Below are 23,664 nucleotides of genomic sequence, written 5' to 3'. Positions count from 1 at the left end.
TTTGGATAAATGGCATCAATTGATCACTAATTGGCGTGATCTGGTAGTCGCAGTGCAGACTTAAACAGGCAGTCTATAGGGGTACAGAAAGCTCACCTCGAGAGAAAAATAATATGGCTGCTGAACACCTTGACGTCATTATCGTTGGAGCAGGTCTATCCGGTATAGGTATGGCCTGTCACCTATCAGAAACGTGCTCTGACAAACACTTTGCCGTGCTTGAGAAGCGGGCTGCTGTAGGCGGTACCTGGGATCTATTTCGTTACCCAGGCATACGCTCTGATTCGGACATGTTCACCTTCGGCTACAAATTTCGCCCCTGGAACGATTTGCAGGTGTTGGCCGGTGGCGATTCAATTCGTCAGTACATCCGTGACACGGCTGAAGAATTTGATATCACCAGCAAGATTCGTTTTAACACTGCCACCGAAAGTGCCAACTGGTCCAGCGAGGACAAGCGCTGGACCCTGACCACATCCGACACAGTCAGTGGAGAGCAAAAGCTATACACCTGCGATTTTCTTGTCGGGTGTACCGGTTATTACAATTACGAGTCAGGATATCTGCCCGAATTCCCAGGTGTAGAAACGTTCCGCGGTACCTGTATCCATCCCCAGCAATGGCCTGCGGATCTTGACTATCGAGGCAAGAAGGTAGTTGTCATCGGCAGTGGCGCCACAGCAGTAACACTCGTTCCGGCCATGGCTGATACTGCGGAACACGTGACGATGTTGCAACGTTCGCCCTCCTACGTCTTTTCCGTGCCTGGTTATGACAAGATTTCGGAGACGCTAGGCAAGGTCCTGCCGCAAAAGTGGGTCTATCACATGGCCAGGCGGCGCAATATTCTGATGCAGCGCTGGATATACAAGGCAGCGATGCGTTGGCCTGATGCCACCCGGAAAATTCTGCTCAAGGGTGTGAGTAAAAAGCTTGATGACCAGAGCAACATGAAGCACTTCACCCCCAGCTATAATCCTTGGGATGAACGCCTGTGCGCAGTGCCTGACGCGGATCTATTCGAGGCGATCAATAACGGCAAGGCATCTGTCGTCACCGATCATATCGATACATTTACCGAAACAGGCATTCGTCTCAAGTCAGGCCAGGAACTGGAAGCGGACATCATCATTACCGCTACCGGGCTGCAGATGCAGCTTCTTGGCGGTATGCAGTTGAGCCTGGACGGCGAACACTGCCCTCTTAATGAACAGATGACCTACAAAGCAGTGATGATGCAAAACGTCCCCAACATGGCGTGGATTTTAGGTTATACCAATGCGCCCTGGACGCTAAAGGCTGACATGGCTTCGTTGTATATTTGCCGTCTACTCAAGCATATGAGCGAACAGGGCAAGAGTGTTGCCATTCCGCTGGACCATCATGGCCATGTCGAAACAGATTCAATCATGGGGTCGCTCCGCTCAGGTTACGTGCAGCGGGGCAACAGCGTCCTGCCGCGTCAGGGTAGCGCCCTGCCCTGGCGCATTCTCAACAATTACGAACTGGACTCGGTGCTCCTGCTCAAGGAATCATTGGAGGATGGCATCCTGACATTCGACCCGCCAGCAGCAGCCCGCCACGCAGATCAGGCGGCTTGATCTTTTTCCATTTTGTGGCGGGCCCGTCGGGTCCACCCGGAGATATAACATGACACACTCATTGAACAATGTGACGGTACTCGGCGCGGGTGTGCTGGGTGGCCAGATAGCCTGGCACAGCGCGTTCAAGGGCAAACAGGTAGTGGTTTTCGATTTGTTCGAGGAAGCTCTTGAGCGTTGCAAGATGGCACACCGTCAGTACGCTGCTATTTATCAGGCAGATTTGGGCGCGAGCGTTGATATGATCAGCGAAACACAGAGTCGCCTGACATACACCAGCAAACTGGGTGAGGCTGTTTCCGCAGCTGACCTAGTGATCGAGGCCGTACCAGAGATACCGGAGACCAAAACTGCAGTCTACGAGCAGATGGCTCCGTTGCTTCCCGCCCATACCCTAGTGGCGACCAACTCATCTACGCTGCTTCCGGCCCAGTTCGCCACTGCCACCGGTAGACCTGAAAAGTATTGTGCCTTGCATTTTGCCAACATGATTTGGAGCATGAATCTGGCCGAAGTCATGGCCCATGCAAGCACTGCTGAGGCAACGCTGCGCGAGGTGGTCCGCTTTGCGATCGAGATCGGCATGGTCCCGATCCCCATTCAAAAGGAACAAAATGGTTATGTGCTCAACACCTGGCTGGTTCCTCTGTTGAGTGCCACTCAGTCGCTGATCACCAACGGCGTATCAACGCCCGAATATATCGATCGCACATACCTTATTGCCAATCGCGGGTGTGCCTCGGGTCCCTGCGGTCTTATGGATATCATTGGCATGAAAACCTGCTACGACGTGATGAATTACTGGGGCAACGAAAAACAGGATGCACAGCTTCTAAGTAACGCGGCCTATATCAAGAAGCATTTTGTTGACAAGGGCAAACTGGGCCTGCAAACCGGCGAAGGCTATTATTCCTACCCCAATCCAGCGTATCAACAACCGGGCTTTCTGGATGTGCCGGGGCTGGATGCCGTGGACGAGCTCGTGGCCCTGGTTTGCCCAAAGGCGCTCGCCGCCGCAAGCTGACAGTAGTCGTCTGATCGACCTTTCTATGGCAATATTGTCGCGCTTGAATAATTAACCCACTTAGTCGCCAGGGGAGCCTGTTCGTCCAACGGACAGGCTGAGAACCAGCGGGCTGCTTGTAGCCTGCCTAAACCCTGGAACCTGATCCGGATAATACCGGCGGAGGAAGTGCGACATGCTTTATCTGACCCTTGCCGTGCTGGGCGCTGCGTTGCTTCTGTTCATCTGGCTGGGCTTGCGAGCCCGTCGTAGCCACGGCGAACTCGATGATTTTTTAACCGCACGCAATAGCCAAGGCGCCCAAGCGCTGGGCTTATCATTTCTTGCCTCTGGAATGGGCGGCTGGATTCTATTTGCTCCCCCTGAAGTCGGCGCACTGGCTGGCCCTGTGGCACTAGCTGGCTATGCCATAGGTGCTGCCCTGCCCTTCATCGTATTTGCATTTTGTGGCCCTGCCATCCGCCGCTATCTACCCCGAGGCAGCAGCATTGGTGAATTTGCCCAGGCCTGTTATGGCAATTTGGTCAGACGCTGGGTGGCATTGATATCACTGCTTTACATGTTGTGCTTTCTGATTGCCGAGTTAACGGCTATTGGCGCTATTACCTCGATGCTGTCTGATGTAAATCCAGCATTGGTAATCATCGGCGTCGCCGTTGCGACGCTGATCTACACCGCTGGTGGCGGTCTGCGCGCAAGCCTGATGACTGATCGCTGGCAGGCCTGGTTGCTGTTGGCGCTGTTGGTCGTAGTGGGCACGGTAGCCATGCAACGGCTACCACATATTGACACCGCAGCAATCAACATGCCCGGCATCCCTGTAGGCAGCGCTCTGGGCGTAGCACTCACACTGGTGATCGCGGTCACCGCCGCCAATCTGTTTCATCAGGGCTATTGGCAACGGGTCTGGTCTGCGCGGGACGGAGCCGCATTGGGTCAGGGCGCTTTGCTGGGCGGTGTAATTACAGTGATCGTTGTCATCGTCGTCGGTGGGCTTGGTATTGCCGCAGCTATGAGCGGCACTGACCTGGGTAGCCCGCCAATTCCTTTCTTCGCGCTATTGATGGACGCGCCGCCATGGTTGACGATCCCGGCGCTGGTTCTGGCCTTGACTCTAGTGGCGTCATCGGTTGATACCCTGCAAAACGCGATTGCTTCTTTGGCCGTCACAGAAAAAAGCGGTTTGTCGCTGACCTCTGCACGCTGGATAACTGTCATCCTGATGCTGCCAGTAGTGCTAGTCGCGCTACAGGGTATATCGGTACTGCGCTTATTCTTGATTGCCGACCTGCTTTGCGCAACTGCTGTGGTTCCAGTCTTGTTGGGGCTGTGGTCACGCATGGGCAGCAGCGCTGCCATAGCCGGTTGCCTTGCGGGGCTGCTGGGAGCTGTGTTGCCTGGCTGGGTCAGTAGCGGGTCACTGTCCGCAGGATTGTGGGCGGCGAGCTTTCCAGGGGCGATACCTACATTGGCACCCTTTCTTGGCGCATTGATAGGATCGACTCTGGTCAGTCTGGTGATTGCGCTATCGCGGCCTCGCAGGGAAGTCATTGAACCTGCTTAGTCAATATGAAGGCAGCGACTTATCCGGGTGGTCAGTACCTGAGTCTCACCTGGCTGCAAATGTCGCGTATCAGTCCCGGCATTTGCTGTTTCGATGCACAGCATCTGCCGGTATCCCTCAGAGGGAAAGTGCTTGAGTCTGCGGGCTTTGTCTTGCCATGGATTCCATATAACCGATGAACAACTGCCTGCACACTCGACATCAATGCGCCCTTTATCGCCATCCAGAAGCCGCAGCGTGCCGATGTCGCCGAAGTAGATACGGTCTACTTCTTCGGTTATTTGGACGTCGCCTTGCTGCTCAGTGACTTTGCCGGTCAGCTGGTCAACGTATGAAAGGCCGTTCAGTCCAACGACCCTGCTGTGATGTATATCCGACACAGGTAAGTAGGTGTGCAATGCCTGGCTTAACGGTTGTGGTTGGGTACCGCAGTTGGTGCTGGTCAGCCTGACTTCCAGCTCGTCGCTGAGCAGCAATTCAACCTTCAAATTCCATTGCTCTGCGGGTAGCTGACGGGTGATCTCCGCCTGCGGTAAAACCAGAATAATTCTAACGCTGCTCTCGCTAACTGCTACGTCTTCGATTTCCCATTTGCTGATACGTGCGATCCCGTGGGCAGGGCCTTGCCGATCATCACCAAACCAGGGCCAGCATAGAGGAATGCCACCGCGCAGCGGAATACCGGGTAACTCAGGTTCTTCAGGACTCAACCACAACAGAGGCTCTTGGCCGACTGGAACATGACTGATTATCTGCGCACCCTCAATGGAGATCCGGGCGCAGAGAAGCGAGTGCGATATCTCAATAAATTCGCGGCCGTGAGCATTACAAACTAGTGCTACCCCTTGGGCTAGATAGTGTGGCTGATTCTGTTCGTACACTATCTTTTTCTCCGGTGGTTTAAGCGCCCTGAGTTACATGACACCAGACGCTGAGCATAAGGTAACAATGCCTATTTTACAGTGATGGGCTGCTGGTCTAAGGTTAAAGTGGCTATGGTTATCCGTGTCGCACCAAGCCTTTTTTGCTCCGAAAACACTTAAAACTCATCGGGAGCTGGAGGAATCACATGCGAGAAGCAACTCGAATCGGTATTCTATTAGCGTTGTCGCTGCTGCTAGTAAATTGTTCCAGTGATGACCGCCTCGGCGCCCTGCCCCATCCGGATGAGACCGGGGTATTGACAGTTTCAACACGAAACGGGTCCACCACCTTTTACACTGATCGAGATGAACAGCCCAGTGGTCCGGAATATGATTTGGTCAACCAGTTCGCTGAGGCGCGGGGCTGGGCAGTGGACTGGGACGTACAGTTTTCGACTGCAGCGGTACTGCAACAGCTTGCTAAGGGCCGGGCGCACATTGGCGCAGCCGGGCTGACTCGGCTCGCCTCACGTGACGAGCGATTCACACCAGGGCCAGTTCACAACCGGGTCCGCGAACAATTGATATGCAATCGACACATGGTGCCGCTACCGACAACCCTGGCAAAACTTGAGGGCGTCGAGATTAAAGTCGTATCCGACTCTAGTTACGTGGAAACGCTGAAACAACTGGCCAATGAAAACCCTGCGATCACTTTTACCCAGACAGATAAAAAAGGTACCGAGCAACTTCTCGTAGCAGTATTCGAACAGAAGCTTGAGTGCACTGTTGCTGACTCGAATATTGTCGATATAAATCGTCGCTCCATGCCATCCCTGGCCGTTGTTATGGAGCTCTCGCCGGATCAGGAAATCGGTTGGTATTTGCCAAAAGGCAGCGATCGCTTGGCTGCTAGTGCCCATGAATGGATGTCTAGTGCTGTAGGCATAAGCGCTATAGCCCGAGTAGATGCGCACTATTATGCTTATATTAGCGAGTTTGATTTTGTCGACCTGAACACGCTTGTCAATCGTATTGAAAATCGTCTTCCTCGATATAGAGACGAATTTGAGCAGGCCGAGGTGCTGACTGGCATGCCTGCGGACTTGCTGGCAGCGCTGTCCTACCAGGAGTCCCACTGGGATCCTCACGCGCGCAGTGCGACGGGTGTTCGGGGACTGATGATGCTCACGCAGAATACGGCCAAGTCACTGGGCGTGACCGACAGACTGGACCCCGAACAAAGTATCGATGGCGGCGCTCGCTATCTGGCAAGACGTTACGAGCTGCTCTCCGAGAAGATTCCTGATCCCGATCGGGTTTTTCTGGCGCTAGCCAGTTACAACGTCGGCCGCGGCCATTTGCTCGATGCGCAAAAACTTGCCCTGGAACTGGGAAAAAACCCCGATTCCTGGTCTGACATGCGCGAAATTCTACCGCTGCTGGCAGACAAACGCTACTATCCTCAGTTGCGTTATGGCTATGCGCGTGGCTATGAACCCGTCCACTTCGTTCAACGGGTGCGCAACTATCGAGACGTGATCAGCGTGGCATTTCAGTAGAGCACACTAAAAACCCTGCCTGCATACAACTTTAAGGCTGTAGCCAGGCGAGGTTCATGGATGTTGTTAGATCAGCTGTTCTCAGTGCGAAAGCCGACTTTAATCACAACCTGATAGTGGGCGACCTTACCGTCCACTACATGACCTCGGGTTTCCTGCACTTCGAACCATTCGATGTTCTTGACCGACTTGCTGGTTTCGCTAATGGCATGCTCAATGGCTTCTTCGATGCTCGTGGTTGACGAACCTACGACTTCCACTTTCTTGTAAACATGATGACTTGACATGGGGTACTCCTAACATTGCGTGTGTACTCAGTATGGCAAAGGATGTCCGACTTAGTTCAAAAACTCTCCCCACAGTATGTTGCAGACGATTGCTGATTCTTTTTTAACACCTTGTGCATTGCAAATCCGCAGGCACTGAATATAATGAGTAACGCAAATCAATCTCATTCATAATAGTTGGCTCGGGGAGTTATTTCATGGCAGTTCATATTCCACTCAAGGCCCTATTCTTGGCGGTTTCCACCACTTTTATGCTGGCCGCGTGCAACAACAGTGACAATGAATATGAGCCTGCCGCTGCCGCCCGTGCCGAACCCGCTATAGAAATTAGCTCCGATGATTCCGACGCCTCTTCTAAACCCGGTGGCACAGATCCACACGCTGTCGTCGAGCAGTACGCGGCTATGGCCCATGCTAATTATGCGGACGCACTTGAGACGGCTCGCGCCTTGAACGTAGCCATCGACACTCTGATCACCGACCCCAATAAAGAGAGCCTTGAGACAGCGAAGAGTGCCTGGTTGCAATCCCGTGTAGCCTACCAGCAGTCAGAAGCCTTCCGCTTTGGCAATCCTGTTGTCGACGAATGGGAGGGTCAATTGAATGCATGGCCCCTGGACGAAGGCATGATCGACTATATCGCAACGGATGATTACCAATATGAGATGGGCAATGACGGTGCCACGGCTAATATCATAGCCAACAGGGAAATAAACATCGGTGGTAAAACAATCGACGCCAACGTCATCACCCCTGATCTTCTGGCAAATCTGAATGAGGCTGGCGGGTCCGAGGCGAACGTCGCGACGGGTTATCACGCCATCGAATTTCTGCTCTGGGGCCAGGACCTGAATGGTTTCGGTCCTGGTGCGGGAGATCGTCCTGTTAGCGATTATGCCAAAGGTGAAAAATGTACCAATGGCAATTGTGATCGACGTGCTGATTACCTGAGTGCCGCGACTGATTTGCTGGTTACTGACCTTGAGTGGATGGTGGCTCAGTGGTCTCCGAACGTCAGCGATAACTACCGTGCCCAGCTGTTGTCTGAAGCGCCGCAGCAGGTTTTTCAAAAAATGTTATTCGGAATGGGGTCTCTGTCTTTGGGGGAGCTGGCTGGCCAGCGCATGAAGGTAGCGCTTGAGGCTAATTCCTACGAGGACGAACAGGATTGCTTCAGCGATAATACGCATAACTCTCACTACTACAACGCCATTGGTATCCAGAATGTCTATCTTGGTATCTACACATCTACGGGTGGCGATAAGATGAGTGGCCCCTCCCTTGCCGACCTTGTGCAGAACACTAACGCAGAGTTAGACAACAAGCTGCGTTCGGATCTCGAATTGACTGTGGTCGCCTTGCAAGAGATGAAAGATGCGGCTGAAGCCAGTGATGAGCCCATGCGTTTTGATATGATGATTGCACCAGACAGTCACAAAGGTGCCATCATCATCAATAAGGCTATCTCGGCGCTGGTCGAGCAGACGGGCAGCATCGAGCAAATCGCCGTTGGACTGGGCCTGGCGTCCCTTGAGCCAGATGACGGTGGTCTCGCGTTCTGATCTAAGAGCAAGCAACTAACCGGCCCAGGGGGTTGTTATCCCTGTGTCCATCGAAAGTCTTGTGCGTTGCGTCAGACTTTCCTCCGTTCGGCGACAAAATAGACATGCTTTCATGAAATCACCATGTATTGATAACGCCACCGGGGTATCTGGACGGCTAACACAACTTCTTGTGCCGTTACTGTTGCTTGGTGTATTGGCTGGGTGCAGCGAGTCTAAACAGTACCCGCTCCAGGGCACGCCTGACAGTGGCGGTGAAGGCTCCGTTGAAAAATCGGATCACAATGCCTTTTCGTTACCTCAAGGCAATTTGTCCATGAGCAAGCGACTCGACTTCAGCGTAGGCAACAGTTTTTTCCGCAACCCATGGGTTATTGCTCCTTCGAGCACCGATGCCCGTGACGGGCTGGGCTCATTGTTCAACACCAACTCCTGCCAGGGCTGTCATATTAAAGATGGCCGGGGCCACCCCCCACAGCCCGGTGAGTCAAGTATTTCTCTATTCCTGCGCCTGGCAATGCCTGCGGATTCTGTCAAGGATGCGGATATGCTCAAAAAGCACGGCTTTGTTCCGCATCCGGTATACGGCAGTCAGCTGCAAACCGCTGCCATCCCCGGGTTCAAACCCGAGGCTGAACTGGTTATCGACTGGAAGGAGCGCGTAGATACGCTGGATGATGGCACCCGTGTGATACTCCGCGAACCGGACTACAGAATAGACAATCCGCAGTATGGTGCCCTCCCCGTCGACCTGTTGATCTCGCCACGGGTCGCTCCACCAATGATCGGTTTGGGTCTGTTGGCACACATCCCCGAAGGGGATATTCTCGCTAACGCCGATCAGGATGACGCAAATAACGATGGTATTTCCGGTAAAGCGAACCGGGTATGGGACCGCGCTAAGGAAACCTCTGCACTAGGTCGTTTTGGGCTGAAAGCCAGCGAGCCTTCGATCATGCAGCAAAGTATGGGTGCCTTCGCGGGTGATATGGGTCTGACTTCGACGCTGGTGTCGATCACCGACTGCACCCCGACCCAGGGCTGTGACGATGCTCCTCATGGCGGCGAACCTGAGGTAAGCGACGAAATTGCCGGTTTTATCGACTTTTATGCAAGCAGTCTGGCGGTACCGGCGAGGCGCAACATGACAGATCCAGAGGTTATGGCTGGAGCGAAACTGTTTAATCAGAGCGATTGCGCTGCCTGCCACACCCCACGCCACGTGACGGGCGACGCCCCCGGTCGTCCCGATTTGAGCAATCAAACGATATGGCCTTACACCGATTTGTTGTTGCATGACATGGGACCGGGTTTGGCTGATGGTCGAGGCGAATTTTTAGCCGACGGCAATGAATGGAGGACGTCTCCTTTATGGGGGCTCGGACTAGCCCAGCAAGTCAACCCACGAGCCGGATTCCTACATGATGGTCGTGCCGAAACCCTTGAGCAGGCAATTCTCTGGCATGGCGGCGAAGCCGAAGAATCAACAGACAGCTTCCGGGCGATGTCTATAGCAGAGCGCACAAGTCTTGTTCGTTTTCTTGAATCGTTGTGACCCTTTCTCACAGGAGCATTGTCATGTTTAAGCCGTTCTCGGCCAACCACCTAGTGACCCTTTGCGGGATGCTAATGATGGCAACCCTGAGTCATATGACTTACGCCCAGGACCAGACTGACGCCGTCTCAAAGTTGAAATGGCACGCTGACATTGCAACGGGCTACGCGGAGCTGGTGAGCGACAGCGGCGCTTTGCAACAACAGGCCAACAGGTTTTGCCCGGCTGGAGATAATGGCAACGCAGGGGGGGCTGACGATGTGGCTTTGCAGCAGGCATGGCTGCAGGCTTTTCAGGCCTGGCAGCGAGTGCGCTTCGTGGATTTTGGACCCATCGAAAAGGACAATATGGCGTGGCAGATGCAATTTTGGCCAGACTCCAAGAACTTGATCGCGCGCAAGACCGATATCTGGTTGAAGGGTGAGCAGTCTATCGATGGGGTGTCCATTGCCGCTGACGGCGTTGCCGTCAAGGGCTTCCCGGCACTGGAATACATTCTCTTCGACCCACGGGTAACCGAAAGCAAAAGAGCTTTGCCAGCTGATCGTAGCTGCATGCTACTGCAGGCAATCAGCTCTCACTTACATAGCAACGCAGTCAGTCTGCAAACAGACTGGGTCCATTTCGAGCAACATTTTCTGAGCCGTCCCGAATATGCACAGACTACGGTTAAGGCAGCCATGCACGCGCTGGACATAATTCAGCAAAAGCGCCTGGCTGCACCCATGGGTCTCGATGACAACGGCCGTCGAAATCCCTATATTACCGATGCATGGCGCAGCGAAAGCTCACTGGCAGCAATCAAGGCGACATTGACTGGCTTGCAATTGTATTTTCTCCCTGCTTTCGCAGAGCTCATGCAGGAGCGCGAACTTGAGCCACTGGCCGCGCAATTTCGGGCACAACTGAGCGCTACGGTGGAACGCCTGGATGGTATGCCTGCAGCAATGGCTCCGCTGCTAGAGACCGATGAGGGATATCGTTCACTGCAGCTGCTTTACATCGATGTCGATCGTCTTGCCACGTTGCTTAACGGCACTATCGCCAATGAGTTGGGTATCATCAGGGGCTTTAACTCAAGCGATGGAGATTAAAGGTTGATGATGAATCGTCGGGCTTTTCTTCGTGCGAGTATCGTTGGGATAGGCACGGCTACCGTCCTCTCCTCGATTGGACTGCCCGCCTTTGCCGCCTCACGAAGTAGTGTTGTTAGTCTCAGTGCAATGGACGATGCCCAAGGACGACACTTCATTGCCGGTATAAATCGCCAAGGTGCCATCGTTTACCGCTTACCCGTACCCGAACAAGGCCATGGGGGCTGCCGTCGGCCTTTTGCTTACGAAGTGGTCATGTTCAGCAAGCGTCCGGGTCATAGCTTTCAGGTGATTGATTTTCGCGCAGGGAGAATAATCCGGCAGGTCGACACTGTAAAAGATCATCACTTTTACGGCCATGGTAGTTTTAGTCCCAATGGCGATTTGCTGTACGTCACTGCCAACCATTATCCCAGCGGTGGCGGCCGGATTTTGGTGTACGACGCAAGCCGGGATTATCAAAGAGTCGGAAACTTTGAGTTGGATGGTATTGGACCCCATGAAATCCGCCTTCACCCGGACGGTAATGCGCTTGTGGTCGCTTTGGGCGGTATCCTGACACACCCGGATTACGACCGTTTGAAGCTCAACATCGCGGATATGCAGCCTGCACTGCTATTGATCGACCGCGAAAGCGGACGGATCTTGCAGCGTCATGAGCCATCTCATCATCAGCTTAGCTGTCGGCATCTGGATGTCAGTAAGGAAGGAATTGTCGTGGCCGGTTATCAGTTCGAAGGGCCCGAATGGGAAACGCCGCCACTGATTGCCCGACTGGATACCCGCACGGCAACATTTGCCGAGATAGTCTTGCCCGACAAGCAACAGGAGAGTCTGCACAACTACATCGCCAGCGTGGCACTCGACTCTACAAGCCATATCGCGGCCCTGACGGCTCCACGGGGCAACCGCGCAATATTACTCAACTACTTGAGTGGTCAGCATATTGATACGGTCGAGATAGCAGACGTTGCAGGAGCATTAACTGATCAGCAGCAGGGATTTATCTTTACGTCAGGTTTAGGCGGGATATATCGCAGCCAGCAGAGCAATGCAGTTCGTATAGAAAACAGTGACATGCTTTGGGATAATCACCTGACTTCAACATGACTACACCTGACTTGGCTCAAACTGACATCGATTTAGCGGCTGGCGACCATTTTCTCGATACAGATTCGCGAAGCTTCGGGCAATTGGGTGAAGTGCAGCCCCGTCCAATACTGTCCGCCAGCGATGCTCTCGCGGTTCCACAGGCTTTGCGCATCCAGAAAGAATTCAGTTAATCCGTTTAGTGTCATCGGCAAACTGACCTGTAGGGCGAACTGCTTGAACAGATCAATCGGGTGGTCGCTCAGCAGCATGAGACCTTCGGCGTGCAGATCGACTACCCTGCCCAAGTGGTCGCCGGTATCCAGGTCATAGACTTCGAGACTCATGCTCACCTTGTGACGGTCCAGTCTTCTTTTTTCATGCATATTTGACTCAATGGCCAAGATAAATTTCCTAATTACCTGAGTGAGTTGTGATCGTAGACAGTCTGCGCTAATCCAATGCCGGCTAAAAGCCATGCGCCGGATGCATTACGTTTACTAAACACATTTTCGTCAATTAACAAATGATGCCACAGTGCTGTCTTATGCCTGCTCAGCACCATAACCTGTCTTACGCGGCAGTAAGTATTATAATGCTCAAAGGTTAACCTGACCCCTTAAAATAACAAGGAACCAGTGCATGTTACGCAAGAATATTTCTACCTTGATCCGCTCTGCTGCTGCCTTGCCGGCCATTTTATGCGTTGCATTGTTTACTTCGCCGGCTTCTGCCCACGAGTACCAACTTAACGATTTGTATATTGATCATCCATGGGCGCGCGCCTTGCCACCGAATGCACCCGCCGGTGCGGCCTATCTGCGCCTAAAGAATCGAGGGGGTAAGCAAGAAATTCTGATCTCCGCGCACTCGCCCATCGCCGAAAAGGTCGAGGTTCATGAAAATAGCCATGTCGACGGACTGATGAAAATGCGCCGCGTCGATCAGGTTCGACTCGCACCGGGTGTTAGTGTCGAATTTCAGCCCGGTGGTTACCATTTCATGTTGTTTGGTCTGAAACAGCCCCTTGTCGCTGGAGAGCGTTTCCCACTGACGCTGGATTTCAAGAACGCCGGCAGTATTACAGTTGACGTTACTATTGATGAAAACGCACCGTCGGCCAGTGAGCATGTGGCACAGGAGCCAATGCAGCATCAACATCACTGATCGCGCTCATTGTCCCCGGTTTTACTCTCAAGTAGATGGAACTGGGGCAGACGCAGATGCCAGTGTATCGCTGCGAGGCGGATCGCTAACACCGTAGCGACAGAGATAGCTACATCGAGGTCTCGCGGCGTATCAAGCCGGTAAAGTGCTATGTAAACCAGGGAGCCTGCGATGCAGGCTGTAGCGTAGATTTCCCGGTGGAAAATCAACGGGATTTCATTGCAGATGATATCGCGTATTACACCACCTGCCACGCCGGTCATAACCCCCATGATTACCGCTGCGCTAACAGGAGCCGATTGCGCCAGGGCAACCTGAGTGCCTATCACGGTAAAAATTGCCAGACCGAATGCGTCTGCCACCAGCAGACCCAATTCCGATATCGGCCTGGTGAGCCGAACCCAGACTATGGTCCCGAGAGCAGCCAGCACAGCTACCAGAATGTAGAGGTCGTCACGAATCCAGACCACCGGATGGTTATCCAGGATGGTATCCCTGAGCGTGCCGCCACCCAGCGAGGTGATGAGCGCAATGACCAGCACACCAAACAGGTCCATGGACTTGCGGCCCGCCATCAGTGCGCCGGAAATAGCGAACACAGCAACGCCGAATAGATCGAACGCGTACAACCAGCTCATGCCAGCAACTCCTGTATGACCAAGGTTCAGTCAGTGCGCGTAGGAACACGCATCGTCACAAACTCTTCAGCAGCTGTGGGATGGATACCCAGGGTGGCGTCGAACATCGCCTTGGTTGCTCCAGCTTTCAAAGCAATGGCCATGCCTTGTATGATTTCCCCTGCTTCGGGTCCAATCATGTGCACACCCAGTACGCGGTCCGTCTGTTTGTCGACGACCATCTTCATCAGGCTTTCTTCGCCACGGCCTGCTAGGGTATTGCGCATCGGTCTAAAGCGACTCTCATAAATTGCCAGACTATATCCCTCCTTCCTAGCTTGCTCTTCGGTCAAACCGAGTGCGGCAACATTGGGAATGCAAAATACGGCGGTGGCAATATCGCGATAGTCCACAGGCCGGTATTCTTCCGGTTTGAACAGACGACGCGCCAACGCCATGCCCTCGGCAAGGGCAACGGGCGTCAGTTGCATCGTATCGGTGACATCGCCAATGGCGAAAATAGAAGGATCGGTGGTTTGATAGTCCTTGTCGACTTCAACAAAACCCTGAGAATCCAGAGATACCTGAGTAGTCTCCAACCCCAGCCCTTTAATGTTTGGACGTCGGCCGGTGGCGTAGAGCACCAAGTCGGTTTCAAGTATAGCGTCATCGGTCAGCGTTACTGTCAGCACGCCATCTGCGTTGCGTTCGATGGAACGGACATTGGTATTGAAGCGAAGGTCCAGCTGCTTGGCTTTCATTGTTGTTGCAATGTGCTCGCGGATGCTCAAGTCAAATCCACGTAGGAATAGATTTCCTCTATAAGCCTGTGTCACATCACAGCCGAGACCATGGAATATGCTGGCAAACTCGATGGCTATGTACCCTCCCCCTACGACCAGGACACGTTTTGGCAGCGTCTCGAGGAAGAAGACCTCATTGGAGCTGATGACATGCTCACTACCCGGGAATGGAGGAATATGCGGCCAGCCACCGGTAGCGATGAGAATCCGCTCCGCGGTATAAGTCTTGTCGCCGACGGCAACGGTGTGTGAGTCAACGAAGCGCGCGCGACCATCAAACAGCGTAACCCCTGCGCTCGAAAGCAGGTTGCGATAGATACCGTTGAGCCGAGTGATCTCTCGATTTTTGTTTTCCAGCAGGCGGCTCCAGGTGAAATCGGTCTCTCCGATATTCCATCCGTAGCCATGGGCGTCTTCAATGTCTTCGGCAAAGTGAGCAGCGTAAGCAAAGAGTTTTTTCGGTACGCATCCCACGTTAACGCAGGTCCCGCCTAGATAAAGGTCCTCTGCCACAGCTACCTTTGCACCATAACTGGCAGCAAGACGGCTAGCCCTGACACCGCCGGAGCCGGCGCCAATGACGAAAAGATCAAAATCAAAGTCGCTCATATTATCTGCCTAACTGCTGAAAAAGAGGCGATATCATAGCGCATCGATAGCGCTCCTTGGGTATCGAAGGTGATGACGGGGTATGCACGGGCAAAAATCATGATTCGATCTGTTTCTCGCCCCGGGCCTTGCCTTCTGTAGAGGCGTGTTCGATCGTTGCATTCAGCTCGGCGCCCAGCAACAAGACTGCAGATGAAATGTAGAAGAACACAAGCAAAACAATCATTGCGCCAATTCCGCCATACATCGCGTTGTAGTTGCCGAAATTGCTGACATAGAAGCCAAAACCCAGGGACGCGGCGATCCAGATGAAAACAGCTATTATCGACCCTGGTGTGATGTAGCGAAACTTTTGCTCTACGTCGGGAGTGAAGTAATACAAGAGCGCTACTACCAACATCAGTAGCATTATTGCCACGGGCCAGCGCAGCACTGCCCACAACGTGACTGCAAGATCACCTAGCCCCACCCAGCTACCTACCCACTCAAGCACATCGGGACCTATCACCATCAGCGCTGCCGCGGCCAGCAGGAATATTGCGATACCAATGGTATAGAGCACCGAGAGCACATAGCGCTTCCAGGCGGGCCGACTCTCGGGCACGTTGTAGGCCCTGTTCATCGCGTTCATCAGCGAACGCAGTCCATTTGAGGCGACCCAGATTGCGACCACAATGGCCACCGAGAAGATACTGTTATCGCCGCTCTGCAGATCGGTGATAACCGGATTAATCATCTCCAGCGCAGCTGATGGCAGGACCAGAGCCGCCTGCTGTCTTAACCAACCAAAAAAATCCTGCAGGTTGAGAAAGCTCAGCATCGCAATCAAAAAAAGCAGAAACGGAAAAAGCGCAAATAGAGCTCGATAGGACAGTGCCGCAGCATAAGTGGGCATATCGTCGGCGATGAAATTTTTTATAGTGCACTTAAGGATCGTAAAAGCGCTTGTTACCTGAAGGTCCAGAAAAGCCATATCGTCCCTCGATACATAAATCGATTCTACTTTAACGATTAGATCAGGGTCGTGTTCTTATGGACAGCTAATAAGGGATAGGTGCAATAACAGGAAACAGAGTGCAAGACGATAAATCAGTGGTGCCCGGAGCCGGAATCGAACATCGATCTGCAGGCCATATATTTATTGGTATCAAAAGATGACGTGTTTGCTCATATCCCCTGCCGTACCCCTAAAATCGTAACCAACTTACCTAAAAACTGAGTTAGTGATAAGAGGAAGTTATGGAAGCGGTTTCCACTGGAGAGGCTTTTAGGAGTGACCCACCCCTCCCAAGGTGTCCGAGATTAGTAGACCACTACAAAGCGGCGATCGAAGTTGATTCAGGAAAGACTCGTGGTGAATCGTATATTAGATAACCAAGGTAACAATATGCGTGCTATCGCAAATCGATTGGGCGTATCTCGCCATACGGTGCGCCTCTACTTACGCGACCTGACGGCGGTGCCTAGCTATCCGGACCGGGTAACGCGGGCAACGAAGTTGAAGACCTAAAAACCCACGGATCGCGACAGCCAAGCAGCATTAGATACCAGCCAATTTGTTGTTTAGCGAGATTCAGGATCGTGGGTACACCGACGCCAACGACGTGCAGATTCTCGAATGCAAAACAGCCGGCATAAAAGGCGCACGCCTCTGAGAACACTGCGTACCGGAATATGTGCAGTCCCAGGCGATGCACCAGCTGGCCGTTACCGGCAAGCAGGCTGCCGATGTAGCTGTATTGCTGGGTGGTCAGCATTTGGAGATCCATTTCATTGATCAGGATGAGTCAATGATTGCCTGATTGAGTTGGAGTGCAAGTTCTGGGAATACTTCGTCACCGTTACGCCACCACCAGCCAGCGGCTGAGATTCGGCTGATCAAGCATTGCGTTGCCTGCTCCCTGAGGATAGCGACCAAGTGTTGAATTTCAGCGCTAATCCTGCTCTATCGATTGCGTGCGTGGAACTCAAAGTGGTGTGCCAGTGTATTGCCCAACAGAAAACGAAGGAATCCCAGCTTAAGCAAACCTTGCAGCAAGCAATGAACGATGCCACCTGTGCACAATTTACCAATGGCTAGGTCGCACGGGAAAAGCCAAGGACAGCCCAATCAACCGCATCGAGAACAAGACCCGCAAGCGCAACACGGTCGCACAACTGAAAGCGATTCGCTCACACTCCCCGGGCTGGCCGCAGAACCCTATCGACTTGGCTCTAATCACTTCCCAGCGCAAAGCGGAGATCCTGAACATGCGCTTTGACAATGTGCGTGTCGGGTATCTGTACGTGATTCAGCAGAAGATAGCCAAGGCCAACGATTATGAGTTACGAGAGTCAAGCACCAGGCTGCAAGGCACTCCAACGTCTGTTCGATGACGCACAGACGTGGCTATCGCCATCCTTGAGACTGAGATTTGAGGCAGCGCTTTGGAACTCCTTCCAATGCCGGGAGATCAGTTTATGAATAGGAATCAGACCGAAAACAGTGCGGGTAATGCGCCGGAAATTGCGTCAACAAGCTTGAGATACACCCAGCAGTTCACCCGAGTTGATGGGCATCGAATTGCCTACATTGATGAAGGCGAGGGGCCACCCCTCCTGCTCATCCATGGTATCCCGAGCAATGGATTAATGTGGCGCGAAGTCATTCCGGAGCTGTCGAAACATTTTCGCGTCATTGCACCGGACCTTCTCAATTATGGCCAATCGGAAATGCCCGAAAGCGCCGATGTTTCAATCAACGCCCAACAACGCATTCTGTTCGGACTCTTGGATTCACTGGGTATCCGTCGTGCCAATGTGGTTGCCCACGATATCGGCGGTGGCGTGGCACAGCTCATGGCGGTCGAAAAACCCGAGCGCATCGACCAATTGGTGCTAATCGATAGCGTTTGCTTCGACTCATGGCCAATTCCGGAGTTCGAGCCTTTACAGAAACACGGAGCCGAGGCTGACATGGGACTCGATGATTTCGTTGAGATGATTCGCGGCTTCCTGCCAAAGGGCGTTGTCGACCCGCAGGTCATGACCAAGTCAGTCATTGAGCTCTACACGAAACCCTGGTCCACAGAAAAAGGAAAGAAGGCTTTTTTCCGGAACCTGCGGCGGCTGAACAGCGAATACACCCTTGCTATATCCGATACGCTCTCACAGTTACCGCATTCCACGTTAATTATCTGGGGAGAGAAGGACACGTTCCAGAAACCGGAGTATGGCCCTCGCCTGGAAAAAGCGATACCTAACTCCAAACTTACCGTCATTGACGATGTAGGCCACTTTCTTCTGGAGGAGAAACCCACGGAAATCAGCGAACTAATTCTGAATTTTCTGATACGACGTTAGGCACGAGGGCAGTAACTTCAGCACCAAGGGGACAGGCTTGTCTACAAAAGCAGCTCTATTGATAATTTTACTAATTCGAGGATTCAACAATGAACATCGACAACAAAACTACTGCATTGGTCGTGACTGATCCCCAGAACGATTTCCTCAGCGAAGACGGTGCCGCTTGGGGCTTGGTTAGCGACAGTGTTCGCGAAAATAACACCATCGCCAATCTGGAGGCCTTGTTGACCGCCGCGCGTGATGGCGGATACCGGACTTTTGTGTCGCCGCACTACTATTATCCAGCTGACAAAGAGTGGCAATTCGGCGGTACCCTCGAGAAAAAAATGCACGAGATCGGTATGTTCGCCCGCCGCGGGCCGCTGGATCTGACCGATTTTGAAGGATCCGGCGCTGACTGGCTGGAACGGCTCAAGCCGCTGCTGAACCATAGCAACACTATCGTAGTCAGCCCGCACAAGGTCTACGGCCCTCAGAATAACGACCTGACACTCAATCTTCGTAAACACGGGATCAGCAAGGTCATCCTCGCAGGCATGTCGGCGAACCTGTGCGTTGAGTCGCACATGCGTGATTTGATTGAACAGGGATTCGAAGTGTTCGTCGTCACCGACGCCACCGCAGCTGCCATCGATCCGGAGCTTGGAGATGGGTATCAGGCCGCCTTGGTCAACTTCAACTTCATCGCCAGTGAGGCCCTGACAACCCGGGAAGCCGTCGATTCAATGGGTTGAGGAGGAATACCGATGGAATCGTATGAAAGACAAACCTCGCTTTGTGACCAGAATGAGACCGATTTTTTCAGATCTTAGGGCCATTTACGTCAATTGTACCCTGCAGCACCCCGATAAATCGTCGCACATCGTCTTGCTGATGGGCGCATCCGTCAAGATCATGCGGCTTAACGAGCGCCTAGAAGACTTTCTCGAGCCTGCCGAGGCGTTCCGCTTGAAGAAGATCCTGAGAATGACCGTCACGCGACGCAAGAGTATCATCTATGGTGCGCTGCGCTGGCGTTTCTGCTGGAAGATGCCCGTATCTACTGGAACGGCAGCAAGCTGTACAACGTGGCTGGATATGAATCAGAGCAGGCTTTTGATGATGTGCTGAAGGTCGGGCCGATGACGAGGCACCTGTGCAGGATGACCGGGCACGATCCTGTTTAGCTAAGCGAGAAGTTTATAAAGGGATTGGAGCGGGAAGTTGGAGCGAAAAGCACAAGAAGGCGGATGGTGCCCCGAGCCGGACTTGAACCGGCAAGCCCGTGAGGGCGGCAGATTTTAAGTCTGCTGTGTATACCAATTTCACCACCGGGGCAGATATTTAATGCCTTGTTACATATTCGCTAAATAAAAATTTTCAAACTTAGCAACCCGATGATTTACAAGGATTTTTTAAGCCTATCGGGCTTATTTTAAGTCCCTTGCGTCTACCAGTTTCGCCATCCGGGCTAGCAGGTACTGAATAATGGAGGCCGAGGTCGGAATCGAACCGGCGTACACGGATTTGCAATCCGCTGCATGACCACTCTGCCACCCGGCCTCTAAGGGGGCTGCCACATTGCGACATTCTACAATGCAACATTAAAACTGGAGCGGGAAACGAGACTCGAACTCGCGACCCCGACCTTGGCAAGGTCGTGCTCTACCAACTGAGCTATTCCCGCTTTGGAACGGCGCTCATTCTATCGTTCTGCGCCGCTCTGTCAAGTCATTGATTCAGAAAAACTTATTTGTCGCTTTTTTGATCAGAATGCATACTCATATAAGGCCAAGCCGCCTTGAGATAAAGGCACATGGACCACAGTGTGAGCACGGCAGAGACCATCAGCAACACGTAGCCGAGGATAACCCAGATGGAAAACGTCGGTGGGTGAGCTAGCAGCACGATCAGCGCAACCATTTGCGCCGCAGTCTTGTATTTGCCCAAGTTGGATACTGCCACATGGGCCCGCGCGCCCAGTTCTGCCATCCATTCACGCAAGGCTGAAATGACAATCTCTCTGCCTATAATGACCATGGCCGGAGCAGTGATCCAGAAGTTGGCATGGCTCTGCACCAGCAAAACAAGGGCGACAGCCACCATTAGCTTGTCTGCTACAGGGTCGAGAAAAGCGCCGAAGGCAGTACTCTGCTCCCATTTGCGAGCTAGATACCCGTCAAGCCAGTCGGTGAGGCTGGCCACAGTAAAAATGACCGCAGCTGCCAGATAGCTCCAATAAAAGGGCAAATAGTAGAGCAAGATGAAGATGGGGATCAGCCCGACCCGCATTAACGTAAGAATGTTGGGAATGTTCATAAACTCTCGGCGACCCTCAATTGGTAATGCATTCTAGTCGCTATGCAGTGATGCATAAATCTGTTCAGCAAGTTTTTTACTAATGCCCGACACCTTAGCCATTTCGACAGCGCTGGCGCGCTGCAGTTCTTGCAAGCCACCAAAATGGCGTAAAAGCTCCCTGCGGCGCTTGGGGCCTACCCCCTCGATACCCTCAAGCGGCGATGTATTACGTGTCTTGGCACGCCTCGCACGGTGGCCAGTGATGGCAAACCGGTGTGCTTCATCGCGAATATGCTGGATCAGGTGCAGGGCCGGCGAATGCCCCGGCAGCACCAGTTCTACCTTGGGGTCATTGAGATACAGTGTTTCCATGCCGGCTTTACGGGTAACACCCTTGGCAACGCCCAGTAGGGTGAGATCGTGTATGGCCAGCTCTTGCAGAACCTCCAGTGCCATCGACATCTGGCCCTTGCCGCCGTCGACCAGAAGAATATCAGGCATCTTGCCCTCGCCTTGTTGGATTCGGCTGAAGCGGCGCATCAGTGCCTGACGCATGGCGGCGTAGTCATCGCCGGCGGTAACGCCTTCGATATTGAATCGTCGATAATCACTTTTCAAAGGACCCTGGGGCCCAAATACGACACAGGAAGCCACTGTCGCCTCACCGCTGGAGTGACTGATGTCATAGCACTCAAGACGCGTGGGCATCTCATCCAGATGCAATGCCTCCTGCAAGGCCTCAAAACGTACCTGTACATTCTGCCGATTCGCCAACATGCCAGTCAGAGCCAGCTCGGCGTTATTCACGGCCATTATTTGCCAGCGGCTGCGAGTCCCTCGCACGCGATGAGTGATGCTCAGGTTGTGTCCACGTGCCTGCGCCAGCGCTTCAGTAACGACCGGAAGGTCCTCGTGCACCGCGTTGACAATGATCTCCCCAGGCAGTTCGCGTTCTGCACCGCCCAGATAATACTGCGGCAAGAAAGCAGCCAGTACCTCGGCGGGAGTCTGCTCGATGGGTACCCGCGGAAAATGGTTCTTGCTGCCTAGCACCCGACCCTGGCGCACCATGATGACGTGTACGCAGGCGCCACCAGGTGACACTGCGGCAGCAACAACATCAACATTGCCCTGTTCGGTGTCCATGCTTTGCTGGTCCTGCACGCGACGCAGCAACCCAACCTGGTCACGCAGTTCAGCAGCACGCTCGAAATCTAGGTCCTGAGCAGCCTGCTCCATGGCGCGATTGAGCTCGTCCGTGAGGGCGTTGCTGCGACCGTCCAGAAACATGACTGAATGACGGACGTCCTCGGCGTACTCTTCCTCACTCACCAGCCCAACGCAGGGCGCCTTGCAGCGATTGATCTGATGTTGCAGACACGGCCGGCTGCGGTTGCGGTAATAGCTGTCTTCGCACTGGCGAATCTTGAAGGTCTTCTGCAACAGACTCAGGCTTTCACGAATCGCGCCAGCGCTGGGATAGGGCCCAAAATAGCGGCCTTTGACCTTTTTAGTGCCCCGGTGCAGTCCTAGCCGAGGGAAGCTGTCTTGGCTGGAGAGAAACACATAAGGATAGGATTTGTCGTCCCGCAGTAAGATGTTATACGGTGGTCGGGACGCCTTTATCAGACTTTGCTCGAGCAGCAGGGCCTCTGTCTCGTTGGCGGTAATGGTGGTGTCTATCTGCTGAATGCGGGCCACTAATGCGGCCGTCTTGGGGCTCAGACCCGTCTTGCGGAAATAGCTGCAGAGTCTTTTTTTCAGACTTTTAGCCTTGCCCACATACAGTAACTCGCCCTTGGCATCGAACATACGATACACACCGGGCTTGTTACCGACGGTGGCAAGAAAGGCGCTGGGATCGAATTCTGGTGGCTGCATGCTAACGGGGTATTGCGTCAATAATGCCGTGGCGAACCGCCAATAGCGTGAGCTCTACATCGCTGGTGATGGCGAGCTTCTCGAATAGCCGATAACGGTAGGTGTTGACGGTTTTGGGGCTCAGACACAGCTTGTCAGCAATGGCCAGAACCTTCTCGCAACTGACAATCATGAAGGCGATTTGCATTTCACGCTCAGACAGACTATCAAAGGGTGACTCGCTAGAAGGTGCAAATGATTTCAACGCCAATTGCTGTGCAATTTGGGGACTGATGTAGCGTTGTCCGCTGGCGACCTGACGAATAGCTGCAACCATCTCGTCCAGTGCAGCGCCTTTGGTTACATAACCGGCTGCGCCGGCTTGCATGAGGCGTGTAGGAAAGGGTTCTTCGTTACAAACAGTCACCGCGATAATGCGCACGCTCTTGTCATGCAAGAGCAACTTGCGGGTCGCTTCCAGGCCGCCGATACCCGGCATGCGTACATCCATTAGCACAACGTCCGGCTTGAGGGCGCGCGCCTGAGTCACGGCGGTTTCACCGGAGTCGGCCTCGCCCACCACGCTGAGACCTGGAACATCGCTGAGCATACGACTGATGCCCATACGTACGAGATCATGGTCGTCAACCACGAGTACCTTGATCAAATCCCACCCCTTTCGCAATTTACGGTCGGCGTATTGTGCCTGCCGGTTATCCTGCTCCGGGCAGCCTTGGCAGTGTTTCCCCTGCCGCTATTCAATAGCCGTTACCATAGCAAAT

At 53.3% G+C, this 23,664-nt stretch carries 22 protein-coding genes, 3 tRNA genes, 1 pseudogene and 1 riboswitch; of the genes and pseudogenes, 14 read left to right on the top strand and 12 right to left on the bottom strand.

The features are described 5' to 3' along the window. Positions 1-113: 113 nt before the first annotated feature. The 3 genes from ACJAXR_RS04775 to ACJAXR_RS04765 all read left to right on the top strand — a co-directional run bounded on the left by ACJAXR_RS04775 (position 114) and on the right by ACJAXR_RS04765 (position 4,189). Positions 114-1,601 carry a flavin-containing monooxygenase gene (locus ACJAXR_RS04775; RefSeq protein WP_415057111.1) on the top strand — a complete coding sequence of 496 codons (1,488 nt, stop codon included), beginning with the start codon at positions 114-116 and terminating at the stop codon, positions 1,599-1,601. A gap of 49 nt (positions 1,602-1,650) precedes the next feature. Further along, positions 1,651-2,625 carry a 3-hydroxyacyl-CoA dehydrogenase gene (locus tag ACJAXR_RS04770; RefSeq protein ID WP_415057110.1) on the top strand — a complete coding sequence of 325 codons (975 nt, stop codon included), beginning with the start codon at positions 1,651-1,653 and terminating at the stop codon, positions 2,623-2,625. A gap of 59 nt (positions 2,626-2,684) precedes the next feature. Then, positions 2,685-2,811, top strand: a riboswitch (TPP riboswitch). After that, a complete protein-coding gene (locus tag ACJAXR_RS04765) occupies positions 2,801-4,189 on the top strand; it encodes a sodium:solute symporter (RefSeq protein ID WP_415057109.1) in 1,389 nt (462 codons plus the stop codon). (Overlaps the previous riboswitch by 11 nt.) On the opposite strand, the gene ACJAXR_RS04760 is transcribed toward ACJAXR_RS04765, so the two are convergent. Then, positions 4,186-5,070 carry a D-hexose-6-phosphate mutarotase gene (locus ACJAXR_RS04760; protein WP_415057108.1) on the bottom strand — a complete coding sequence of 295 codons (885 nt, stop codon included), beginning with the start codon at positions 5,068-5,070 and terminating at the stop codon, positions 4,186-4,188. The two genes, ACJAXR_RS04765 and ACJAXR_RS04760, sit on opposite strands and share 4 nt — an antisense overlap. Positions 5,071-5,258: 188 nt before the next feature. On the opposite strand from ACJAXR_RS04760, the gene mltF reads away from it, so the two are divergent. After that, positions 5,259-6,614 carry a membrane-bound lytic murein transglycosylase MltF gene (mltF, locus tag ACJAXR_RS04755; protein ID WP_415057107.1) on the top strand — a complete coding sequence of 452 codons (1,356 nt, stop codon included), beginning with the start codon at positions 5,259-5,261 and terminating at the stop codon, positions 6,612-6,614. Between the two features lie 71 nt (positions 6,615-6,685). Here mltF and ACJAXR_RS04750 read toward each other — a convergent pair whose 3' ends face one another. Beyond that, complete coding sequence (locus ACJAXR_RS04750) at positions 6,686-6,901, bottom strand: dodecin (RefSeq protein ID WP_415057106.1); 216 nt, start codon at positions 6,899-6,901, stop codon at positions 6,686-6,688. A gap of 197 nt (positions 6,902-7,098) precedes the next feature. On the opposite strand from ACJAXR_RS04750, the gene ACJAXR_RS04745 reads away from it, so the two are divergent. The 4 genes from ACJAXR_RS04745 (at position 7,099) to ACJAXR_RS04730 (ending at position 12,222) form a co-directional block, all read left to right on the top strand. After that, complete coding sequence (locus tag ACJAXR_RS04745; RefSeq protein WP_415057105.1) at positions 7,099-8,463, top strand: imelysin family protein; 1,365 nt, start codon at positions 7,099-7,101, stop codon at positions 8,461-8,463. A 112-nt stretch (positions 8,464-8,575) separates the two neighbouring features. Next, the gene (locus ACJAXR_RS04740; RefSeq protein WP_415057104.1) at positions 8,576-10,018 is read left to right on the top strand and encodes a di-heme oxidoredictase family protein; all 1,443 of its coding nucleotides are present in this window, start codon (positions 8,576-8,578) and stop codon (positions 10,016-10,018) included. A gap of 23 nt (positions 10,019-10,041) precedes the next feature. Next, complete coding sequence (locus tag ACJAXR_RS04735; RefSeq protein WP_415057103.1) at positions 10,042-11,112, top strand: imelysin family protein; 1,071 nt, start codon at positions 10,042-10,044, stop codon at positions 11,110-11,112. A 6-nt stretch (positions 11,113-11,118) separates the two neighbouring features. Beyond that, positions 11,119-12,222: a DUF1513 domain-containing protein gene (locus ACJAXR_RS04730; protein ID WP_415057471.1), complete on the top strand. Its 1,104-nt coding sequence runs from the start codon at positions 11,119-11,121 to the stop codon at positions 12,220-12,222. Between the two features lie 32 nt (positions 12,223-12,254). Here the strand turns inward: ACJAXR_RS04730 and ACJAXR_RS04725 are convergent, their stop codons facing one another. Then, a complete protein-coding gene (locus tag ACJAXR_RS04725; protein ID WP_415057102.1) occupies positions 12,255-12,587 on the bottom strand; it encodes a PilZ domain-containing protein in 333 nt (110 codons plus the stop codon). A 256-nt stretch (positions 12,588-12,843) separates the two neighbouring features. Here ACJAXR_RS04725 and ACJAXR_RS04720 point away from each other — a divergent pair, with 256 nt between their 5' ends. After that, positions 12,844-13,368 (top strand): copper chaperone PCu(A)C, encoded by a 525-nt coding sequence (locus ACJAXR_RS04720; RefSeq protein WP_415057101.1) that lies wholly within the window; start codon positions 12,844-12,846, stop codon positions 13,366-13,368. Here ACJAXR_RS04720 and ACJAXR_RS04715 read toward each other — a convergent pair. The 3 genes from ACJAXR_RS04715 to ACJAXR_RS04705 form a co-directional block, all read right to left on the bottom strand. Further along, the gene (locus ACJAXR_RS04715; RefSeq protein WP_415057100.1) at positions 13,362-14,006 is read right to left on the bottom strand and encodes a trimeric intracellular cation channel family protein; all 645 of its coding nucleotides are present in this window, start codon (positions 14,004-14,006) and stop codon (positions 13,362-13,364) included. The genes ACJAXR_RS04720 and ACJAXR_RS04715 overlap by 7 nt on opposite strands. 26 nt (positions 14,007-14,032) lie before the next feature. Next, entirely contained in the window at positions 14,033-15,397 is a 1,365-nt protein-coding gene (gorA, locus tag ACJAXR_RS04710) for a glutathione-disulfide reductase (RefSeq protein WP_415057099.1), read from the bottom strand. 97 nt (positions 15,398-15,494) lie between these two features. Beyond that, on the bottom strand, positions 15,495-16,370 hold the full coding sequence (locus ACJAXR_RS04705; RefSeq protein ID WP_415057098.1) for a YihY/virulence factor BrkB family protein: 876 nt from the start codon (positions 16,368-16,370) through the stop codon (positions 15,495-15,497). A gap of 378 nt (positions 16,371-16,748) precedes the next feature. Here ACJAXR_RS04705 and ACJAXR_RS04700 point away from each other — a divergent pair, with 378 nt between their 5' ends. The 5 genes and pseudogenes from ACJAXR_RS04700 to ACJAXR_RS04680 all read left to right on the top strand — a co-directional run bounded on the left by ACJAXR_RS04700 (position 16,749) and on the right by ACJAXR_RS04680 (position 19,852). Then, positions 16,749-16,907, top strand: a complete 159-nt coding sequence (locus tag ACJAXR_RS04700) for a hypothetical protein (RefSeq protein ID WP_415057097.1) — start codon at positions 16,749-16,751, stop codon at positions 16,905-16,907. 67 nt (positions 16,908-16,974) lie between these two features. Further along, positions 16,975-17,474 (top strand): annotated as a pseudogene (locus ACJAXR_RS04695) (YqaJ viral recombinase family protein); the annotation flags it as partial. A gap of 383 nt (positions 17,475-17,857) precedes the next feature. Further along, positions 17,858-18,739: an alpha/beta fold hydrolase gene (locus ACJAXR_RS04690; protein ID WP_415057096.1), complete on the top strand. Its 882-nt coding sequence runs from the start codon at positions 17,858-17,860 to the stop codon at positions 18,737-18,739. 89 nt (positions 18,740-18,828) lie between these two features. Then, entirely contained in the window at positions 18,829-19,476 is a 648-nt protein-coding gene (locus ACJAXR_RS04685; RefSeq protein WP_415057065.1) for a cysteine hydrolase family protein, read from the top strand. A gap of 22 nt (positions 19,477-19,498) precedes the next feature. Beyond that, the gene (locus tag ACJAXR_RS04680; protein WP_415057064.1) at positions 19,499-19,852 is read left to right on the top strand and encodes a hypothetical protein; all 354 of its coding nucleotides are present in this window, start codon (positions 19,499-19,501) and stop codon (positions 19,850-19,852) included. Between the two features lie 120 nt (positions 19,853-19,972). On the opposite strand, the gene ACJAXR_RS04675 is transcribed toward ACJAXR_RS04680, so the two are convergent. From ACJAXR_RS04675 to uvrY, 6 genes are all read right to left on the bottom strand, one after another. Next, positions 19,973-20,059 (bottom strand) — tRNA-Leu (locus ACJAXR_RS04675). Between the two features lie 151 nt (positions 20,060-20,210). After that, positions 20,211-20,284: transfer RNA gene (locus ACJAXR_RS04670), tRNA-Cys, on the bottom strand. A 48-nt stretch (positions 20,285-20,332) separates the two neighbouring features. Next, positions 20,333-20,408 (bottom strand) — tRNA-Gly (locus tag ACJAXR_RS04665). Positions 20,409-20,470: 62 nt separating this feature from the next. Next, positions 20,471-21,040 (bottom strand): CDP-diacylglycerol--glycerol-3-phosphate 3-phosphatidyltransferase, encoded by a 570-nt coding sequence (pgsA, locus tag ACJAXR_RS04660; protein ID WP_415057095.1) that lies wholly within the window; start codon positions 21,038-21,040, stop codon positions 20,471-20,473. A 33-nt stretch (positions 21,041-21,073) separates the two neighbouring features. Next, on the bottom strand, positions 21,074-22,903 hold the full coding sequence (uvrC, locus tag ACJAXR_RS04655) for an excinuclease ABC subunit UvrC (protein ID WP_415057094.1): 1,830 nt from the start codon (positions 22,901-22,903) through the stop codon (positions 21,074-21,076). Between the two features lies 1 nt (position 22,904). Further along, on the bottom strand, positions 22,905-23,549 hold the full coding sequence (uvrY, locus tag ACJAXR_RS04650) for a UvrY/SirA/GacA family response regulator transcription factor (protein ID WP_415057093.1): 645 nt from the start codon (positions 23,547-23,549) through the stop codon (positions 22,905-22,907). Positions 23,550-23,664 lie beyond the last annotated feature (115 nt).

The sequence above is a fragment of the Halopseudomonas sp. genome (assembly GCF_047631575.1).
GTDB lineage: Bacteria > Pseudomonadota > Gammaproteobacteria > Pseudomonadales > Pseudomonadaceae > Halopseudomonas.
The sequence above is the reverse complement of the archived record's forward strand: the minus strand, read 5'-3'. Positions and strand labels throughout refer to the sequence as shown.

Excerpts from the sequence above, each read along its gene's own strand:
- ACJAXR_RS04775 (WP_415057111.1), top strand. The coding sequence starts at position 114 with ATGGCTGCTGAACACCTTGACGTCATTATCGTTGGAGCAGGTCTATCC.
- ACJAXR_RS04770 (WP_415057110.1), top strand. The coding sequence starts at position 1,651 with ATGACACACTCATTGAACAATGTGACGGTACTCGGCGCGGGTGTGCTG.
- ACJAXR_RS04765 (WP_415057109.1), top strand. The coding sequence starts at position 2,801 with ATGCTTTATCTGACCCTTGCCGTGCTGGGCGCTGCGTTGCTTCTGTTC.
- mltF (WP_415057107.1), top strand. The coding sequence starts at position 5,259 with ATGCGAGAAGCAACTCGAATCGGTATTCTATTAGCGTTGTCGCTGCTG.
- ACJAXR_RS04750 (WP_415057106.1), bottom strand. The coding sequence starts at position 6,901 with ATGTCAAGTCATCATGTTTACAAGAAAGTGGAAGTCGTAGGTTCGTCA.
- ACJAXR_RS04745 (WP_415057105.1), top strand. The coding sequence starts at position 7,099 with ATGGCAGTTCATATTCCACTCAAGGCCCTATTCTTGGCGGTTTCCACC.
- ACJAXR_RS04740 (WP_415057104.1), top strand. The coding sequence starts at position 8,576 with ATGAAATCACCATGTATTGATAACGCCACCGGGGTATCTGGACGGCTA.
- ACJAXR_RS04735 (WP_415057103.1), top strand. The coding sequence starts at position 10,042 with ATGTTTAAGCCGTTCTCGGCCAACCACCTAGTGACCCTTTGCGGGATG.
- ACJAXR_RS04730 (WP_415057471.1), top strand. The coding sequence starts at position 11,119 with ATGATGAATCGTCGGGCTTTTCTTCGTGCGAGTATCGTTGGGATAGGC.
- ACJAXR_RS04725 (WP_415057102.1), bottom strand. The coding sequence starts at position 12,587 with ATGCATGAAAAAAGAAGACTGGACCGTCACAAGGTGAGCATGAGTCTC.
- ACJAXR_RS04720 (WP_415057101.1), top strand. The coding sequence starts at position 12,844 with ATGTTACGCAAGAATATTTCTACCTTGATCCGCTCTGCTGCTGCCTTG.
- ACJAXR_RS04715 (WP_415057100.1), bottom strand. The coding sequence starts at position 14,006 with ATGAGCTGGTTGTACGCGTTCGATCTATTCGGCGTTGCTGTGTTCGCT.
- gorA (WP_415057099.1), bottom strand. The coding sequence starts at position 15,397 with ATGAGCGACTTTGATTTTGATCTTTTCGTCATTGGCGCCGGCTCCGGC.
- ACJAXR_RS04705 (WP_415057098.1), bottom strand. The coding sequence starts at position 16,370 with ATGGCTTTTCTGGACCTTCAGGTAACAAGCGCTTTTACGATCCTTAAG.
- ACJAXR_RS04690 (WP_415057096.1), top strand. The coding sequence starts at position 17,858 with ATGAATAGGAATCAGACCGAAAACAGTGCGGGTAATGCGCCGGAAATT.
- ACJAXR_RS04685 (WP_415057065.1), top strand. The coding sequence starts at position 18,829 with ATGAACATCGACAACAAAACTACTGCATTGGTCGTGACTGATCCCCAG.
- ACJAXR_RS04680 (WP_415057064.1), top strand. The coding sequence starts at position 19,499 with ATGAAAGACAAACCTCGCTTTGTGACCAGAATGAGACCGATTTTTTCA.
- pgsA (WP_415057095.1), bottom strand. The coding sequence starts at position 21,040 with ATGAACATTCCCAACATTCTTACGTTAATGCGGGTCGGGCTGATCCCC.
- uvrC (WP_415057094.1), bottom strand. The coding sequence starts at position 22,903 with ATGCAGCCACCAGAATTCGATCCCAGCGCCTTTCTTGCCACCGTCGGT.